General features: G+C 59.2%; 10 protein-coding genes and 1 pseudogene. 10 read left to right on the top strand and 1 reads right to left on the bottom strand.

All coding sequences use genetic code 11. From position 1 onward, the window contains the following. Nucleotides 1-15 precede the first annotated feature (15 nt). The 10 genes and pseudogenes from AC1ECN_RS20605 to AC1ECN_RS20560 all read left to right on the top strand — a co-directional run. Nucleotides 16-2,316, top strand: a complete 2,301-nt coding sequence (locus AC1ECN_RS20605) for a type I secretion system permease/ATPase (protein WP_130662552.1) — start codon at nucleotides 16-18, stop codon at nucleotides 2,314-2,316. 5 nt (nucleotides 2,317-2,321) lie between these two features. After that, the gene (locus AC1ECN_RS20600) at nucleotides 2,322-3,671 is read left to right on the top strand and encodes an HlyD family type I secretion periplasmic adaptor subunit (RefSeq protein WP_130662551.1); all 1,350 of its coding nucleotides are present in this window, start codon (nucleotides 2,322-2,324) and stop codon (nucleotides 3,669-3,671) included. Between the two features lie 119 nt (nucleotides 3,672-3,790). After that, complete coding sequence (locus AC1ECN_RS20595; protein WP_018483139.1) at nucleotides 3,791-4,282, top strand: hypothetical protein; 492 nt, start codon at nucleotides 3,791-3,793, stop codon at nucleotides 4,280-4,282. A 270-nt stretch (nucleotides 4,283-4,552) separates the two neighbouring features. Then, nucleotides 4,553-6,205: a GNAT family N-acetyltransferase gene (locus AC1ECN_RS20590; RefSeq protein ID WP_130662550.1), complete on the top strand. Its 1,653-nt coding sequence runs from the start codon at nucleotides 4,553-4,555 to the stop codon at nucleotides 6,203-6,205. A 122-nt stretch (nucleotides 6,206-6,327) separates the two neighbouring features. Next, complete coding sequence (locus tag AC1ECN_RS20585) at nucleotides 6,328-8,016, top strand: ABC transporter ATP-binding protein/permease (protein WP_130673322.1); 1,689 nt, start codon at nucleotides 6,328-6,330, stop codon at nucleotides 8,014-8,016. 113 nt (nucleotides 8,017-8,129) lie between these two features. Then, nucleotides 8,130-8,798, top strand: a complete 669-nt coding sequence (locus AC1ECN_RS20580) for a CBS domain-containing protein (protein ID WP_130656681.1) — start codon at nucleotides 8,130-8,132, stop codon at nucleotides 8,796-8,798. A gap of 402 nt (nucleotides 8,799-9,200) precedes the next feature. Beyond that, complete coding sequence (locus AC1ECN_RS20575; protein WP_130662548.1) at nucleotides 9,201-11,666, top strand: phosphoketolase family protein; 2,466 nt, start codon at nucleotides 9,201-9,203, stop codon at nucleotides 11,664-11,666. Nucleotides 11,667-11,696: 30 nt separating this feature from the next. After that, nucleotides 11,697-15,587 (top strand): GH36-type glycosyl hydrolase domain-containing protein, encoded by a 3,891-nt coding sequence (locus AC1ECN_RS20570; RefSeq protein WP_130673321.1) that lies wholly within the window; start codon nucleotides 11,697-11,699, stop codon nucleotides 15,585-15,587. Between the two features lie 5 nt (nucleotides 15,588-15,592). Next, on the top strand, nucleotides 15,593-16,912 hold the full coding sequence (locus AC1ECN_RS20565; protein WP_130673320.1) for a glucoamylase family protein: 1,320 nt from the start codon (nucleotides 15,593-15,595) through the stop codon (nucleotides 16,910-16,912). Between the two features lie 91 nt (nucleotides 16,913-17,003). After that, nucleotides 17,004-17,574 (top strand): annotated as a pseudogene (locus AC1ECN_RS20560) (ROK family protein); the annotation flags it as partial. 103 nt (nucleotides 17,575-17,677) lie between these two features. On the opposite strand, the gene AC1ECN_RS20555 reads toward AC1ECN_RS20560, so the two are convergent. Further along, nucleotides 17,678-19,052 (bottom strand): glycosyltransferase family 2 protein (locus AC1ECN_RS20555; RefSeq protein ID WP_477953954.1); only part of this gene is annotated, 1,375 nt, incomplete at its 5' end.

Here is a 19,052-nt window from a genome sequence, read left to right as displayed (position 1 = left end):
TGCGGAGGAACCACGATGAACCAGATTTCAAAACAAATCTTTGCGGCGGGCAGCGCCCTCGATCTCAGGTCGGGCAATATTCCTTCCGCTGCCCCCTCGGAGGCTGCGATGAGCGATGTGTGCATCTCCGCGATCGACCAGGCGGTCGAGAATCTTCGCAGGCTCAGCGGCGCCGTTGTTTCGTCTCCCGATGGGGGCAAGAAGACGGTCGAAGTTGCGGCACGCGAGGCTGCCGATATCGGAGGCGCAAGTAAAACTCAGCCGCCGCTGACGCAGAAAATGGTGACGCCGGAAGCCTCGAATGTGAAAACAGCACCTCCTGCCGCGGCGGTGCAGAGCCCGGCGACAGCAAAACCGATGGAAGCACCGGCCCAACCGAGGATCGAAGCGCGGGTGCCCCTCGAACTGCCGAAAGAGAAGACCGAGCTCAAATCGAGCCCGACGATGCCCTTCGGCAAGACCATCGAAGGCGAAAGCGGTCCAATCAGCGAGAACGACAGGCGGCTGCGCACCGGCGGCGGCGGAAATGGCAAGGATTCCGATCCCGGGGGCGACGGGGGCGGGGGCGGCGGAAGTGGCGGCGGTTTTCACAAGCGCAGCGAGCCTGTGAATTTCGCCGCCAGCCTCTCGCGTGGCATGGCGGCGGTGCGGCGCAACATGGTGGTCGTCATGATGTTCACGATCGCCATCAACGTCCTTCTGCTGGCAATCCCGCTCTATCTCTTCCAGATATCCGACCGGGTGCTGACAAGCCGCTCCATCGATACGCTCGTCATGCTCTCGATCGCCGTGATCGGCGCCGTGCTGCTGCAGGCCTTCATGGATTCGGTGCGGCGCTTCATCCTGATGCGCACCGCGGTGGAACTCGAAGTGCAGCTCGGCGCGCCGATCCTCAGCGCTGCAGCGAGAGCATCGCTGCATGGCAGCGGCAAGGATTATCAGACGCTACAGGACCTGCAGCTTTTGCGGGGCTTCCTGACATCCGGCACGCTGATCGCGTTTCTCGATGCGCCGCTAATGCCGTTCTTCGTGGTCGTCGTCTATTTCGTGCATCCGCATCTCGGCATCATCATCATGACCTGCTGCGCGGTGCTTTTCTTCATCGCCTATCTGAACCAGAAATTCACCGCCCGGCAATTCGCCGAATCCAACGGCTATCTCAGCCGGGCAAATTTCCACCTCGATTCCATGTCGCGCAATTCGCAGATCATCAACGCAATGGCGATGATCCCCGAGGCGGTGAAGATGTGGGGCCGGGAAACGGCGGGCTCGCTGAAATCGCAAGTCGAGGCGCAGGACCGCAACATCATCTTCTCCGGCATATCGAAGGCCTGCCGCATGATCACCCAGGTCACCCTGCTCGGCTGGGGCGCGCATCTGTCGCTTTCGGGCGAGCTGACGGGCGGCATGGTGATTGCCTCCTCGATCATATCGGGACGCGCGCTGGCGCCGATCGAAGGCGCCATCGAAGGCTGGCACCAGTTCAACCGGTCGGCCGCCGCCTATGGCAGGATCAAGAGCCTGCTCTTGAACTCGCCGTTGAACTTCCCGCGCCTGCGCCTCCCCAATCCCGAAGGCCGGCTCGATGTCGAACGCATTCTTTTCGTGCCGCCGCCGCAGAAGAAGGTCATTCTCAACGGCATCTCTTTCTCGCTCAGGAAGGGGGAATCGCTCGCAATCATCGGCAATTCCGGGTCCGGCAAGACGACGCTCGGCAAGATGCTCGTCGGCTCGATCGTCCCGACATCGGGAAATGTGCGGCTGGATTTGATGGATCTGCGCAACTGGGACCAGCGCCAGTTCGGCGAAAGCATCGGCTATCTGCCCCAGGACGTGCAGCTCTTTCCCGGGACGATCAAGGCCAATATCTGCCGCATGCGCGACGACGTCGACGATCATCAGATCTACGAAGCCGCGGTGCTGGCCGACGTGCACGAGCTCATTGCCGGCTTCCCGCAGGGCTACGAAACCATCGTGGCGGCCGATGGCGCTCCGCTTTCGGGCGGCCAGAAGCAGCGCATCGCGCTAGCCCGCGCCTTTTTCGGCAACCCCAAATTCGTCGTCCTCGACGAGCCGAATTCGAACCTCGATACTCAGGGCGAGGCTGCGCTTGCCAGGGCGCTGATCCATGCCAAGAAGCAGGGCATCACCACCGTCACCATCACCCAGCGCCCAGCCCTTCTCCAATGCGTCGACAAGATCCTCGTGCTCAAGGAGGGCACTGTCGCCATGTTCGGGGAAAGGATCGAGGTGCTGCAGGCGCTTTCCAAGAACAACGGCAATAGTAGTCAACAAGCACCGCGCATCGAAGGATGAACGACATGGGACGAAAAAATCAGGAGACGGCCGGTCCGGTGCAGCTCGAATGGTATAGCGACGTGCCGCGCTCGATCCGTGTGCACAGCATCGTCGGCCTGACGGTACTCTTCACTTCGTTCGGCGGCTTCGGCTTCTGGGCGGCGACGGCGCCGCTCGCCTCCGCCGTTATCGCGCAGGGAAGCTTCGTCGCGACCGGCAACAACAAGATTATCCAGCATCTGGAAGGCGGCATCATCAGGGAGATGCGCGTCAGCGAAGGCGATACGGTCAAGGAAGGCGACATCCTGCTGACCCTCGATCCCACAGCATCCCGCTCAAACGAGAGAATGCTGCAGCTTCGCCGCTTGCGCCTGGAAGCCGTTGTCGCAAGGCTCCGTGCCGAAGCGCAGGGCCTGCGTGAATTCCGCCTTCCCGATATCGTGACGAAGGAGGCCAGCGATCCCGACATCAACGCGATCATCCAAAGCCAGAACGTCGTCTTCCACAGCAAGCAGATCAAGCTCGAAGAGCAGCTCAATCTGATCGGGAAGAACATCGCGTCGCTCGAATTCCGGTTCGCCGGCTATAGGGGCCAGCGAGAATCCTTCGAAAGGCAGCTGTCGCTGCTGACCGAGGAACGCGACTCCAAGGCTCGGCTGGTCAAGGTCGGCTACATGCGCAAGACGGATCTGCTGGCAATCGAGCGGGCGATCGCCGATGCGATGGGCGACATTGCTCGACTGAACGGCGAGCTCAACGAAAGCGAGGCGGAGATCGCCAAATTCCGTCAGGAAGCCGTCATCGCGGTCAACTCCAACAAGCAGGCGGCACTCGATGCGCTCGAGACCGCCGAAACCGATCTGGACAGTGTGCGCGAACAGATGCGCGAGGCCGCCGGCGTGCTCGAACGCACCACTATCCGTTCGCCAGTGTCGGGCACGGTGGTGCGCTCCTATTTTCACACAGCCGGCGGTGTCATCACCACAGGAAAGCCGATCATGGAGATCCTGCCGGCGCATGTGCCGCTGATCCTGGAAGCGCAGGTGCTGCGCACCTCGATCGATCAGCTGCATGAGGGAGAAACGGCCTCGATCCGCCTCACGGCGCTCAACCGGCGCACGACCCCTGTTCTGCAGGGCAAGGTCTTCTACGTCTCAGCCGATTCGATCGAGGAAAATTCGGGAGCTTCGGTCAAGGACGTCTATATCGTCCGCGTCGGAATACCCGATTCCGAGATTGCGCGGGTGCACAATTTCCATCCCGTTCCCGGTATGCCGGCCGAAGTGCTGATTCAGACGTCGGAACGCACCTTCTTCGAATATCTGAGCAAACCAATCACCGACAGCATGTCCCGGGCTTTTAAGGAACGCTGATCGCACGCGATCGGGCGTGGGCGGTCCCGGTAAATATGGCGGACTTGCCCGATGTCTGATGTAATGTCCACATGTCATCCCTTGAGGGATGAATCCCCTCCGGGGAGAAAGGGTCAAGCATGGCGGCGATGTCCGATGTCCTGCTGCGGGTCGGCCGCCTGAACTATGTCTGGACGAACACCGAAAGCCTGCTGATCTATATCATCGCCCATCTTCTCCGGGTCGAAAAGGATGCAGCAATCGTCGTGTTCCTGACGCTCAACACGACGCGCGCCCGGATCGATCTCATCGAACGGCTTTCCAAGCTCGCTTCGACCTCTCCTTCCGACCGAAAGGCTATCCTTTCGGCCATGTCGCGGCTGAAGAAAGAATCCAAGACACGCAACAAGTACAATCACTGCATCTATTCCTTCGACGAAAAGGGAGAGATCTCGAGCACGCAGCTGATGCGGCTCGTCGAGGACGACAAGGAGATCCGCTACGGCAAGATCGAGCAGATGGACGCGCGCGAGATCGACCTTCTGGAAAAGTCCATCGCCGAAATCGTCGCCATCAGCCGAACGCTCTGGGCCTTCATCCATGCGAGCCCGCAGATCTCCGGTGATCTCTGATCTAGTCCTTATGTATGTCGTGTCCTCCAAACCGCTGCGCACTTTCGGGCGATGCACATTGAAGCGCAGGATCCATCGGGATGGGTTGCACTCTATCACTTTGAATCTACGGATGATTTCTTGCCGAAACCAATTCCGATTTCGGGTTATGCGCCGGCTCAGGACTAATCATATTTAAGCCCTGCAAATCATCCGGACGGTTTATTTGAAGATCGGTGTTTCCCATTAGAATGAAACCTCCCGAGTGACGTATGGGGTATTGGGGGCGGCATGCGCATAGATATCATCGACACCATTGCCGGGTTCGAGGCGGTCCGCGACAACTGGGATCAGGTCTTCATGGAAGATCCCGACGCGCAGCATTTCCTCTCCTGGATATGGCTGAAGAATTATCTCTCCCGCCGGCGCCGCTGGTTCATCCTCGCCCTTCGCGAGCGCGATCCCGGAGCACCTTATGTCGCCTTCTTTCCGCTGCGTCTCATCACGCATCTGAACGAGAAGACCGGGCGCTTCTACGACGAGATCATGATGGCCGGGAATTTTGCGGCCGATTATACCGGCTTCATCGTCAGACCGGATTACGAGCGTCATGCCATTGCCGGCTTTGCTTCGTTTCTCAAATATCAGAACTGGACCGACCTGAAGCTCGAATATTTCAGCGGCCCTGCCGGGCGGCGCGAGAAGATGATCGAGGCGCTGCAGGGGCCGGAGGTGATGTTTCGCGACAGCTCACCCAAGAACAGCGAGAATATCGACAACACGATCTGCCCCATCGTCCCCCTGCCGGCAAGCTTCGACGACTATCTCGAACAGCGCATGAGCAGCCAGACGCGCCAGAAACTCCGGCGGTTCCTGCGCAAGGTCGAAGGCGACGATCTTTACCGGATCACCATGGCAACCGCCGAGACCATCAATCGGGACATGGACATCCTCTTCAATCTCTGGCGGACCAAGTGGAGCACCCGCAAGGGCGCGGAGCGGACCGAACGGCTGATCATCACCACGCGCGAGATGCTGATGGACAGTTTCAACAGCGGCAATCTCGACGTGCCGGTCCTTTGGTATGGCGACCAGCCGCTCGGTGCGCTGGCAAATATCGTCGACCGGCAGAAGAAGGCGATCCTCTTTTATATCACCGGCCGCGACGAGAACTGGAAGACACCGTCTCCCGGTCTTATCCTGCACGGTTACTGCATCCGGCGGGCGATCGAGGACGGCTTCAAGAGCTACGATTTCCTGCGCGGAAACGAACCTTACAAATATATGTTCGGGGTGGAGGAAAGGCGGATCAGCTGCACCCTGTTCCGCACCCGCAACGGCCAGAATCTGCATGGCGTGCTCAACCCGCGCAGCATTCGTTTCGTCTACGAACAGGCGCTCGACATGTACCGCAACGGAGCCCGCAGCAAGGCGGAGATCGCCTTTAACCAGGTTCTGCAATCCGCTCCAGGCCATACCGGCGCGGAATTCGGGCTCGCCAATCTGCTGTTCGACCGAGGCAAGCTGACAGAGGCCCTGACTGCCTACAAGGCTCTCACCGAGCGAGCGCCCGATCCGACACCGATCCAGATGCGGCTTGGCGACACGCAGCTTGCCCTGCATCAATATGAGCAGGCCGCAGAGACTTTCCGCCAGGTCGGCGAGATCGGGCCGCATCTCATCCAGGCGCATTACAAGCGTGGCATCGCCCTTGCGGCCAGCAAACGGCTCGCCGAAGCGGAGGCCGTCTTCGCTGCGATCCAGCAAGTGCATTCGGACGACCCGACCGCGCTCGACTATGTCGCCAAGGCGAGTGCAGCCCTCGAACGGATCCGCATGAGTGCCGAGCCCGCCCCTTGCAAAACGGACGCCGTGCCGGAGACCATCGCCCGCTGGAATCGCGGACGCCAGCTCAGCGAGCGGCGTCGCCCGCGTCTGCACTGACATTAAACCCTACTGCCGATCCATTCCTTGATTTCGCTTCTTCCAGCACACGTGGCGCAGTGGTGTTCCAGGCGCGGTTATGCTTTAAATTTGCGCATCACCCATGGAGGAAGACCACTGCCATGGACACGCAGCAAGTTCCCTTCAAGGTAACAGCCGTTCGCTTCGTGCGAGCGGTCAAGGTCTTCATGACTTCCGAGGTAGGCGGAAAAGCGGCATTGATGTTTGCCGGGCTGGTAGCACTCTTCCTCACGCTCAGCGGCCTGAACGTTGCCAACAGCTACGTAGGCCGCAACTTTATGACAGCAATCGCTAATCGCCAGACGCCCGAGTTCATGCGGCAGGCGATATTTTATATCGGAGTCTTTGCAGCATTCACCATCGTCGCGGTTGTCTCTCGGTTCATTGAAGAACGCCTTGCGCTGCTTTGGCGAGAATTCCTAACGCGACGGGCCGTCAGTTTATATCTCGCCGACAGAGCCTACTATCATCTGGACGTCTCGGGACAGCTCACCCACCCCGACCAGCGCATCGCCGAGGACATGCGTGTATTCACGGTCACGACGCTATCCTTCATTCTAATGATCCTAAACAGCAGTCTGACGATCATCGCCTTTTCCGGGGTGTTATGGTCGATAAGTCCCCTGCTGTTTGCGGTTGCCGTTCTGTATGCGGCTTGCGGGTCGTACCTGACGATCGCGCTTGGGCGACCGCTCATCAAACTGAATTACGACCAGCTCGACAAGGAGGCCAGCTTCCGCTCCGGCCTGATACAAGTTCGAGAAAACGCCGAAGCCATAATGCTGGCGCATTGCGAAGAACAGCAGAGCTCTCGTCTGCTGCGGCGCCTCGATGACGCGGTCGCCAATTTTCGCAAAGTCACCGCCATCAATCGCAACGTCGGATTCTTCACCACAGGTTACAACTGGCTGATCCAGATCATTCCCGCCTTGATCATTGCTCCCGCCTACATAAGAGGGAATATCGACTTCGGCGTAATCACCCAATCCGGCGCAGCTTTCGCAATGCTGGTGGGCGCTTTTTCGCTGGTTATAACCCAGTTCCAGTCCATCTCCACGTTCGCCGCGGTCGTCTCGCGGCTTAGCTCGCTGATGGAGGCTATCGAACGATCAGGAACACCCGCGGACGCGAGTATCGAGATTGTCGAGGGAAAGGAGCGTCTGGCGTACGAGAATCTGACCCTGCTGCACGCCACGAACGGTGTCCCCATCGTGAAGGACGTGTCGATATCGATCCCCTTGGGAACGCGCGTCTTGATCACAGGGCCGGCTCAAGATGCCCAGGCCGCGCTGTTCAGAGCGACGGCCGGCATTTCGCTCAAGGGATCCGGGCGCATCATTCGCCCAGCCGCCGATGACATACTCTTTCTCCCGCAGCGGCCTTATCTGCCGACAGGGACACTGCGCCAGATTCTTGTACGCAACGAGCGCGCAGGCGAAATCCCGGATGACCGCATCGTGCAGATCCTGCGCGAGCTCAATCTCGAACACGTGCTGGAACAGGCGGGCGGATTAAATACCGAACAAAACTGGGAAATATTGCTCTCGCCGCAGGAGCAGCAACTTCTGGCATTCATCAACATTCTCATCGCGGCGCCGCAGTTCGCCTTCCTGGATCGACTGGACGCGACGCTCGATCTCGAACGACTTCACACGATCATGCAGATGCTTTCAGAGAGTTCGATCACATACATCAACAACGCAGAAACCGCCGCCCTGCGCGATTACCACGATGCGGTGTTGGAATGCGGTGAGGATGGCGGATGGGTGTGGACCGTGAACCGGGTATGAGACCGAGCATTGAGACTGGGCCGCGGCAACGCCGGTAATTCGGTTGTCGAACGCCCGCAACAGGTTTATTTTGTCAGATCCTCGATGCCCTTTTGAGGGAAGGTCGTGCGGAGATGCTAGTCAAAGATGTGATGATCACGAAGGTTGTCGGCGTATCACCTGACAATAGCGTTCGGCGAGCCGCCGAGATTATGCTTGCCAATCACGTGAGTGGTGTCCCGGTCATCGACGATGCGGGTCGCCTCGTTGGAATCATCAGTGAAGGCGATCTGCTGCGGAGAACGGAGTTGGGACGGGAAGCCACCGCCGAACTCGGAATGTCTGCCCTTACCGCCGAAGAGAAAGCCACAGCTTATGTTAGGAGCAACGCGTGGAGAGTTGCCGACGTCATGAGCTGCGACCCGATCGTCGTAGAAGGGGACACGTCACTGGCGCGAGTGTCTGCATTGATGCAGGAACATCACATAAAACGCATTCCCGTTATGAGGGACGGCGTGCTGGTTGGCATCGTCAGTCGTGCGGACCTTCTGAAGGCGATCGTCACGGCCGATCAGGATGAAACCGCGTCAGGTGACGAGGCCATCCGTCGCAGCATTGCGACACGCCTCAGCGAAAATGCGGATCTTCTGGGAAAAGACACGACCGTGACCGTCACCGACGGTGTGGCTCACCTGTGGGGAACCATCGACACGGAAGAGTGCAAGAAGGCGGCGCGCGTCGCTGCCGAAAGTGTCCGCGGCGTGAGGCGAGTGGTTGAACATTTCTCTGAGGATCGTCGGTAAAAGCCGGCAGGATTTCCTTCGCTATCGGCTTCTGTCTTCGGATTAAACCTCGGATGCCGTCGATTTTAACTGTGCTTCCGATGCATTTTGTGCGAGTATTAGCTCGTACGCATAGACAGCTGGGAGCGAAGCCGCTTCGACGGCAGGGCGATATACAAGAAAAGTAGAGATGTAAGTGATGGCCGCAGCCGCAACGGGCGGGCCAGCGTCTCAGGCTGATTGAAACAGGCACCATATGGCATATTGGGTCGACAACGACCGCGCTGCAGATTGTGCCTGCCGTCAGCATCCCTTCCGCCAAGCATCTGTAGCTCGCTTCATTCGCTCGCAGTTAGAAACTCGACAATTTCTCACCTTGGAAGATCTTACCGTAGCAATCTGGGCTCAGAGGAGGAGGCACCCATGGTTTCGCTCAAAACGGCACGAGATGCAAAGGTCGCCATACACGCGAAGATGGCAACGGGCGGCCCCCTTTCGACGAAAGAATTACAGTCCATCGACGCCTATTGGCGGGCATCGAACTATCTGTCGGTCGGACAGATTTATCTTCTCGACAATCCACTGCTGAAGGAACCATTGAGGCGCGAGCACATAAAGCCGCGACTGCTTGGCCATTGGGGCACCTCGCCGGGTTTGAACATGCTTTACGTGCATCTCAACCGCGTGATCAAACGCGATGATCTAGAGATGATCTACGTCATCGGACCAGGACATGGCGGACCGTCGCTGGTTGCGCACGCCTATCTCGAAGGCACCTACAGCGAAGTTTATCCCAATATAGGTCAGGATGCCGAGGGCATGAAGAGGCTGTTCAAGCAGTTCAGCTTCCCCGGCGGCATCCCTAGCCACGTTGCCCCGGAAACCCCCGGCAGTATCCACGAGGGCGGCGAACTGGGCTATGCCCTCAGCCACGCCTATGGGGCGGCGTTCGACAATCCGAATCTGATTGTCGCCTGCGTCGTCGGCGATGGGGAGGCCGAAACCGGGCCGCTTGCAACAGGCTGGCACGGCAACAAATTCCTCAATCCCGCTCGTGACGGCTGCGTGCTGCCGATCCTGCATCTGAACGGCTACAAGATCGCCAATCCGTGCTTCCTCGCCCGCATTCCCCGGGACGAGTTGAGGAAGTTCTTCGAAGGCATGGGCTACACGCCGTATTTCGTCGAGGGTAGTGACCCTGAAAACGTGCACCAGCAATTGGCCGGCGTGCTCGACACAGCAGTGGCGGATATCCAGGAAATCTGGGCAGCTGCCCGCACCAAAGGCAAGATAAAACGCCCGATGTGGCCGATGATCATTTTCCGCACGCCAAAGGGCTGGACCTGCCCCCCCGAGATCGACGGCAAGAAGTGCGAGGATTACTGGCGGGCGCACCAGGTGCCGATGGGCGATATGGACAAACCGGAGCACATCCGCATTCTGCAGCAATGGATGAAGAGCTACCGCCCTGAGGAATTATTTGATGACAGCGGTCGCTTGAAGCCAGGGCTGGCGGCGCTGGCGCCTGTGGGGCAACGCCGGATGAGCGACAATCCGCATGCCAACGGCGGATTGCTATTGCGGGACCTGAAAATGCCCGACTTCCGGGACTACGCGGTATCCGTTCCAAGCCCCGGGCAAACCCACACCGAGGCGGCGCGAGTGATGGGCAAGTTTCTCCGCGATATCATGAAGATGAACATGGACAGCAAGAACTTCCGACTGTTCAGCCCTGATGAGAACAACTCCAATCGCTGGCAGGATGTACTGGAGGTCACCGACCGCTGCTACATGGCGGATATCTATCCGGAAGACGATCATCTGTCGCCCGATGGCAGAGTGATGGAGGTGCTCAGCGAGCATCAATGCCAGGGCTGGCTGGAAGGTTACCTGCTGACCGGCCGGCATGGCTTCTTTTCCTGCTACGAAGCTTTCATCCACATCATCGACTCGATGTTCAACCAGCATGCCAAATGGCTGAAGGTGTGCAACGACATTCCATGGCGGCGATCGGTCGCCTCGCTTAACTACTTCCTGAGCTCCCATGTCTGGCGGCAGGACCACAATGGCTTCAGCCACCAGGATCCGGGATTCATTGATCACGTCGTCAACAAGAAGGCGGACGTTGTCCGGATCTATCTGCCGCCGGACGCCAATACATTGCTCTCTGTAACCGATCACTGCTTGCGCAGCCGCAACTATGTCAACGTGGTTGTCGCAGGCAAGCAGCCTGCTCCGCAGTGGCTGACGATGGATCAGGCCATCAAGCATTGCAGCGAAGGTCTCGGCATTTGGGGATGGGCCAGCAATGACATGGGAAGTGAACCTGACGTCGTGATGGCATGTTGTGGGGATGTTCCAACGCTTGAGACGCTGGCGGCGGTTGAGCTAATCCGGGAGCATCTGCCGGAGCTGAAAGTCCGTGTTATCAACGTCGTGAACCTGATGAAACTTCAACCCCCGTCCGAGCACCCACATGGGCTGCCGGATCGCGATTTTGATGCGCTGTTCACCAAGAACAAGCCGATCATCTTCGCCTTCCACGGCTATCCGTGGCTCATCCACCGGCTCACCTACCGCCGTACCAATCACGGCAATCTGCACGTCCGCGGCTACAAGGAAGAAGGAACGACGACGACGCCGTTCGACATGGTGGTCCTGAATGAAATGGACCGCTTCCATCTGGTCGAGGACGTCATCGACCGGCTGCCGCAGCTCGGTGCGCGCGCTGCATATTTCAAACAGGCAATTCGCGAGAAGCTGGTCGAACATCGCCAATACATTGAGAAGTATGGCGACGACATGCCGGCAATCAGCGGCTGGAAATGGGGCTCGAAAGCTCAGCCAAAAACACGTCAAAGAACCTCCACCGAAGGGGACAATGCTTGAGCAACATTGTGCAATCGAACGGAGGTTCCAGTGGCAACGAGCACGGCCGACGCGCCACGCCATGATAGTATCGCGGAGCTCAATCCGAGTTCCGCGGTCGCATTACTTTCCAACGACCGATACAGTGTCCTGGTCACCGCTGCGGGCGCTGGTTACGGAATGTGGCAAGGCCTCGACATTACCCGGTGGCGCGAGGACAGCACCCGCGATTGTTGGGGCCAATTTTGTTACGTCCGGGATCTGACTGACAACGATCTCTGGTCCATCGGGCGGCAGCCATTATTTCGCCCTTCAAATATCTACGAGCACGCCTTTTATGGAGACCGGGCCGAACTCAGCTGTCATGCCGGCGACATTGAAATCGTCTCGAAAATCTGTGTCGCACCCGATGTGGACGTGGAAGTGCGCATGCTCACAGTCACGAACCATGGCACACGGGAAAGAACCCTCGAACTGACAAGCTATGCCGAAGTCTGCCTGTACAATCGCAGCGCGGATATGGCGCATCCGGGTTTTGCCAAGCTTTTCGTGGAGACGCAGTTTGACGAGGCGACAGGCGCCTTGTTTGCCCGTCGCAGGCCACGTGCTGCCGGGGAGAAAGCCACTTGGGCAGTTCACGTCTCCTCGTCGAACCTGCAGCCTGCCCAAGCGGCCCAATATGAAACCGATCGGCTGAGATTTCTTGGTCGAGGCCGGACAACAGGCAACCCGGTGGCATTCGACGCGGGCGCATTGCTCTCCGGAACAACCGGGCCTGTCCTCGACCCGATTTTCTGTCTGCGGCGAACGGTTCGTCTGGCGCCAGGCGCCGATGCGCGCATCGCCTTCGTCACGGGGGCGGCAGACGACCAGTCGGCCGTGCAGCTCATCGCCAAGAGATACGCCGAGATCGACGCAGTCGAGCAAGCTTTCTCCGATGCATCAAGGAGATACGAAAGCGAGCTCCAGACGCTGGGCCTGAAGCCCGGCGATGTCTCGCTGTTCAATCGGCTGGCCGGGAGCGTCGTATTTGCGAACCCGGCCATGCGGCAGGCGACCGCTCTCCAGAGAGATCGGTGGGATCGAGCAGCTCTCTGGGCTCACGGTATCTCCGGCGACCTCCCCATCGTGCTGGTCCGCGCGAATGGCGACAGGCACCATGCCCTCCTTCGCCAGGTAACGATGGCTCACGATTTCGCTCGGCGGAGGGGCTTGAGATTTGACCTGATCCTAGTTGATGAGGGCGGTTCGGCAAGCGCCAAGCGGCTGGCCGAAAAGCTGCAGTCGGGCCCGCAAGCCGAAATGATCGGCAAACCCGGCGGAATCTTTATCCTTTCCGAGCCCGATACCGAAAGCGACCACCTGGCGACCATCGCCGCGGCGGCGCGCGTCATCCTGCTGGGAAGCGGCGGTGAACTCGGCGATCAACTCAACCGGCTCTCCCCAACCAGGTCACCTCTTTCACCCACCTTTACCACTCGGCTGAGCGAGCACCCCGCAGCCCCGCCTCCTGAACCAGCCGAAGATTTGCAATACTGGAACGGGCTCGGCGGCTTCACAGCTGATGGGCACGAGTATTTGGTGCGCGTGGACGCGCTCAAACCCCAAGCCCCCGCCCTGCCGCCTGCGCCTTGGACCAACGTGATCGCAAATCCGCATTTTGGCTGTCTGACGACTGAAGCCGGTCTTGGCTACACATGGGCGGAGAACAGTCAAATGAACCGGCTAACACCGTGGTCGAACGACCCGGTTACGGATGCGCCGGGCGAGGTCCTCTATTTGCGGGATGAGGAAACCGGAGATATCTGGACGCCGACGCCGCTACCGATCGGTCCTGGTGCAGTCGTGACTGTTCGTCACGGCCAAGGTTACAGCCGGTATACAAGTTTTAGCCGACACCTCAGTCACGAACTGACGGTATCGGTCGCGCCCAACGATCCGGTCAAAATCATGCGCCTCAGGCTTAGCAACGAGGACACCCGGGTTCGGCACGTGACCGCAATCTATTTCGCCGAGTGGGTGCTTGGAACCCAGCGTGAACAGACAGCAGCGCGGGTCGTCTGCGAGCGGGACGCCAGATCAGGTGCGATCGTGGCCAGGAATCCCTGGGCCGGCGATTTTGCCGGAAGGCTGGCTTTTGCGGCCGCCAGTCAGCCGGCAAGGTCGGCCACGTCCGACCGGACGGAGTTTCTGGGCAAATACGGTTCCGTGTTTCAGCCGGCGGCCCTGGGGCGAACCGATCTGGCAGAACGTTTTGGCCCACTATTGGATCCCTGTGCCGCGCTGATGGTGGATATATCCCTGCGCCCCAACGAAAGCAGGGAGATTGTCTTCATACTTGGGCAGGCTGCTGATCTCGATGAGGTCGGCAGGCTCGTCCATGAGCATACCGACCGCGAGCGCGCGGCCGCGAGCCTGTCGACTGTCTCCCGCCAGTGGGATGACATTCTGAACTCAATCCAGGTCTCGACGCCGGATACGGGCTTGAACTTGATGATGAATCGCTGGTTGGTGTACCAGGTTCTGGCATGCCGCATGTGGGCGCGCACGTCCAACTATCAGTCCGGCGGCGCTTATGGGTTCAGGGACCAGCTGCAGGATGTGATGGCGCTGGTCTATAGCGTGCCGAGCGAGGCCCGCTCACACATCTTGCGATCGGCGGCGCGCCAATTTGAGGAGGGGGACGTCCAGCACTGGTGGCACCCACCATCTGGCGTCGGCGTTCGCACACGGATCACTGACGACTTGTATTTCCTGCCTCTCGTCGTTCACCACTATGTTTCCACGACGGGCGACGCTCAACTGCTTGACGAGATTGTTCCCTTCATCACGTCACCGGTGCTGAGAGACGATCAGGAGGAAGACTTCAACCAACCGGCGACCAGCGAACAGTCCGGCACTGTCTATGAACATTGCGTCCGAGCGCTGGAGCATGGCTACCGGCTGGGCAGCCATGGCCTGCCCCTGATGGGAACCGGCGACTGGAACGACGGCATGAACAAAGTCGGCGCTGGGGGTAAGGGGGAGAGTGTCTGGAATGGCTGGCTCTATCTCACGGTGCTGAAATCATTTGCCGAGATTTCAGCGTCACGCGGGGACCAGAGCCGTGCCGCCTGGTGCGGCGAACGGGTAGAAGCCTTGCGCATTGCCATTGAAGCCAACGCCTGGGACGGCGGCTGGTATCGCCGGGCTTATTTTGACGACGGCACGCCGCTTGGATCGTCCCTGAATGACGAATGCCAGATCGACGCCATCCCCCAAGCTTGGGCTGTCATTTCCGGCGAGGCGGATGCGGAACGCGCTTCGCAGGCAATGCGTGCGGTCCACGACCGGCTTGTCCGCCAAGAAGACAGACTGATCAAACTCTTCGACCCGCCGTTTGACGACGGCGTGCTCCAGCCCGGCTACATCAAGGGCTACGTCCCCGGCATCCGTGAAAATGGCGGGCAGTACACACATGCGGCAACCTGGGTGGTCTGGGCGACTGCTTTGCAGGGCGACGGCGAGCTCGCATTGAAGCTCTGGAACCTGATCAATCCGATTTATCACGGTGCAACGAAGGATCAAGTCGAACGCTACAAGGTCGAACCATATGCGGTCGCCGCCGATATCTATGGCGCGCCCCCGCACACGGGGCGCGGTGGATGGACCTGGTACACGGGATCGGCCAGTTGGCTTTATCGTGTAGCGCTCGAGGCGATCCTTGGCTTTCGCCAGGAGGGGCGATTCCTGCGATTCGAACCCTGCGTTCCGGCAGGCTGGCCGGCCTATGAGATCGCATACCGATATGGATCTGCGACCTACCGCATCCATTTCGACAACTCGAAGGGCATCGGCCGGGGTGTGCAATCCGTCACGCTGGATGGCGAACCTGTTGCGAACGAGAGCGTCCCGCTTGCGCAAGACGCGCGCACGCACGACGTCCACGTTATCATTGGATAGCGGCCATGCCCGAAACGCTCTCGACCGACGCCGATCTCGACCGCTTGCCAACGGACCACGATCTCAGTCGGCTGCAGTTCACCACTGTCTTATACTATCTCCACTGCACGAACCCGGACAACGGTCTCGTCCGCGACAAGACGGAACCCAACGCACCGGCCAGCATCGCGGCGATCGGCATGGCACTGGCGACGATCCCCGTAGTCGTGGAACGCGGCGTCCTCATTCGCGAATTTGCGGCAAAGATCACCCGCAGCCGCCTGAGATACCTGATGGCATGCCCGCAGGGGCCCGAGCCGGATTCATCAGGTTACAAGGGTTTCTTCTATCATTTTCTGGATATCGAAACGGGCCGCCGAGTTTGGCAATGCGAGCTGTCGACAATCGACTCCGCTTTCCTGTTTGCGGGTGCCTTAACCGTTGCCACTTATTTTGATCGGGATACGGCCGATGAGGCGGAAATCCGCGGCCTCGCAACGGCGCTTTACGAGAGGGCCGATTGGAATTGGGCCCGCGACGGCGGCGCAACTTTGACGCATGGCTGGCGTCCGGAGAGCGGCTTCATCCCCTATCGATGGCGCGGCTATGATGAAGGCCTGCTTCTCTACATCATTGGTCTCGGATCCCCAACTCACCCGCTGCCGCCCGAATCTTATGCCGCCTACACCGAGAGCTACGAATGGAGGAATATCTACGGCCGAGAACTGCTATATTCGGGACCGCTCTTCACCCACCAGCTGTCGCATATGTGGATAGATTTTCGAGGCATACGCGATGCGTTCATGCGCGAGCATGACACCGATTATTTCGAAAACACCCGGCATGCGACATATGTCCAGCAGGAGTATGCAATCCGCAACCCGATGAACTTTGCAGGGTATGGCGAGCATTGTTGGGGGTTTACAGCGTGCGACGGGCCTGGCTGGGGCAAGCGGACGACAGAAGGGGTCGATCGGGAGTACTTCGACTATATCGCTCGCGGGGCTCCCTTCGGGCCTGACGACGGCACGATCGCACCATGGGTCGCCGTCGCCTCGCTGCCGTTCGCGCCGGAAATCGTTGTGCCGACTGTTCGCAACTTTGCACGAATGAACCTCGGCATGACGCGGCTTTACGGTTTCAAACCGTCGTTCAACCAAACATATGCCGTGGAAAATAGCCCGGCCGGGTGGTGGGTAAGCCCACATCACTTCGGCATTGACCAAGGACCTGTTGTCCTCATGATTGAAAATTATCGGACCGGATTGCTCTGGAGCATCATGCGCCGATGCAAGCCCGTTGTAACCGGATTACGACGCGCAGGATTCTCTTCAGGCTGGCTTTAGACGGCCGCTTGGCGCGGACGGAAGGTTTGGTTCCTGGTGCAGGATTTGTGGTTTTCTGTCCGGCTTTATCGGCTTTGCCTTCTTGCGGGCCCCTGACGAACTACCGGGCTGGCGCGAAGTCCCCCTCGCGCGCCTTCTTCAGGACCGGTCGAACCTGCCTGTGCGGCTGGAGAACGATGCCAACGCCGCCGCTCTCGGCGAATGGCGTTTCGGCGCCGGCCGCGGCGCGACCTCGAGAGCGAACGATGCCATTGCGGGGCGGTGGGCTGCTTCGAGGCGGTGGCCACGGCGCTCGGCTGGCATGCGACGGCTCTGACAAAGCCAGGCGACGGCTCGGCGCTGCGAACCCTGTCCCACGACGTCGAGGTCACGGGTCGACACGTTGTCGAGGCTGCGCGCGGCGGTGACGAAGCGGCACTTGCGCTGATTGGCAGGGAAGCCCGCTGGCTGGGCATCGGCTTTACCAATCTGCTCCATCTCTACTCGCCCGACATGATCGTCATGGGCGGTGGAATTTCCCATGGCTATGATCTCCTTCGCAAACCGCTCGAGGCCACCATCCAGGAACGAGCGATGCCCGCTTTTCGCGACGTGCCGGTTGTGCCGAACTCGGTAGGCATGCCGGCTTGATTGGCGCCGCAAGCCTGATCTTTCTCGATTGAGAGATACCCGAAATACTCACGCAGGTTCGGCTGAGATCAGTAAGCTTCTTGACCGCTTGCCGACCTGGCCTTTGGCCGACTGCCGGGCCGGGAAACACCTCGCTCAAAGCGTCCGGGTCCGACCGAATGTCCGAAGCAGGAGGTTGATCGAGACAGCGACTTTGTCAATGTCACGAACGTCCTGGGAGTAACGCCCGGTATAAAGTTTCACGATCATTTTATCGCGGGGCGAACCGCTAAGATCGAAAAAGAGGTGCAGGTAGAAGGCCTCCTTGTCGCCTAAGCGAGCAAGGCTCCTTCGTCTTTGGGTGACCGTCCTTAGTTCGGTTTTGAAGGGCGAAAAACCCTCGAGCGACAGCGTGACATCGGCGGATGCAAAGCGCGTCTCCGGCGGCACGGCAACGACTGCCTTGTCGAGCGCCAGACTGACTATGCGGCCGGAAACACCGTCGACGTGAACCGCTTCGTCAAGTTTGAACGCATTGAAGAGCCGTCGCGGTTTCTCGAAGCAGATCAAGGACGCAATGGCGAGAACGAGAATGTTGATGCCCGACCAGCAAACCGCAATCGGCGAGAACTGCGCCTCGATATGAGAGGTCTCAGGCACGATATTGATGACAAGACCGATGGCCGTCGCCGCTATCAACGCCGCTATCCAGGCAAGGCTGTATCCATCAAATCCGATCGCCTCGTTGCCGCTGCCCTTCGGGGTCACCCTGAATGGCTTGCCGAAGGGGCGCACCACACTGGAAATAACGGTTGGCAACATCCGAAACGTCGAAAAAGCCCCGACGGCACTCGATACGACAGGCAAATATCGGGTCGGTGTTATCCAGAGCATCAAAAGGAAATAGGCCGCCAGCAACGGCACCTGATGGGAGATATAGTCCGCAGCGTTGGTGAAGTAGAGCGGCAGCAAGCCAAACCAGAGATATATGATCGGGATGATCAATATCGTAAAGCGTACCAGATACTGCACCAACCACGACAGCGGAAGGAACATGATGCGTTGAAAAAGTGACAGACCAGGTCCGCGCAGTGGGCCGTTGTGAAGATAGAGTGTTTGAATTCCCCCCTGACACCAGCGCTCGCGCTGTACAAAATAGCCGGTCAGATTCTCAGCGGCCAATCCCATCGACAGGCGCTCATTCAGGTACCGGGTCTTGTAACCCTTGTTGAGCATGGAGAGGGTGGTCAACAGATCCTCTGTGATCGATTCCGTTGGAAACCCGCCAATCTCATCGATCGCCTTGCGTCGCGCGATTGAGCACGACCCACAGCAGAAACTGACGTCCCAGATATCTCGGCTCGGTGCAATTTCATCAAAGAACAAACGCTGCTCGTCCGGCCAGATATTTTCGAGACCGAGATTTGTTTGCACCGGATCGGTGTTGAAGAAATGCTGTGGCGTTTGAACGATGCCGATGGTCGCATCGGAAAAGAAGGGAAGCGTTCGGCGCAGGAAGTGACGATAGGGC

The sequence above is a fragment of the Rhizobium sp. 01N447_2 genome, assembly GCF_056399245.1.
The sequence above is the reverse complement of the archived record's forward strand: the minus strand, read 5'-3'. Positions and strand labels throughout refer to the sequence as shown.

Coding starts and splice junctions, on each gene's coding strand:
- AC1ECN_RS20605 (WP_130662552.1), top strand. CDS start 16: ATGAACCAGATTTCAAAACAAATCTTTGCGGCGGGCAGCGCCCTCGAT.
- AC1ECN_RS20600 (WP_130662551.1), top strand. CDS start 2,322: ATGGGACGAAAAAATCAGGAGACGGCCGGTCCGGTGCAGCTCGAATGG.
- AC1ECN_RS20595 (WP_018483139.1), top strand. CDS start 3,791: ATGGCGGCGATGTCCGATGTCCTGCTGCGGGTCGGCCGCCTGAACTAT.
- AC1ECN_RS20590 (WP_130662550.1), top strand. CDS start 4,553: ATGCGCATAGATATCATCGACACCATTGCCGGGTTCGAGGCGGTCCGC.
- AC1ECN_RS20585 (WP_130673322.1), top strand. CDS start 6,328: ATGGACACGCAGCAAGTTCCCTTCAAGGTAACAGCCGTTCGCTTCGTG.
- AC1ECN_RS20580 (WP_130656681.1), top strand. CDS start 8,130: ATGCTAGTCAAAGATGTGATGATCACGAAGGTTGTCGGCGTATCACCT.
- AC1ECN_RS20575 (WP_130662548.1), top strand. CDS start 9,201: ATGGTTTCGCTCAAAACGGCACGAGATGCAAAGGTCGCCATACACGCG.
- AC1ECN_RS20565 (WP_130673320.1), top strand. CDS start 15,593: ATGCCCGAAACGCTCTCGACCGACGCCGATCTCGACCGCTTGCCAACG.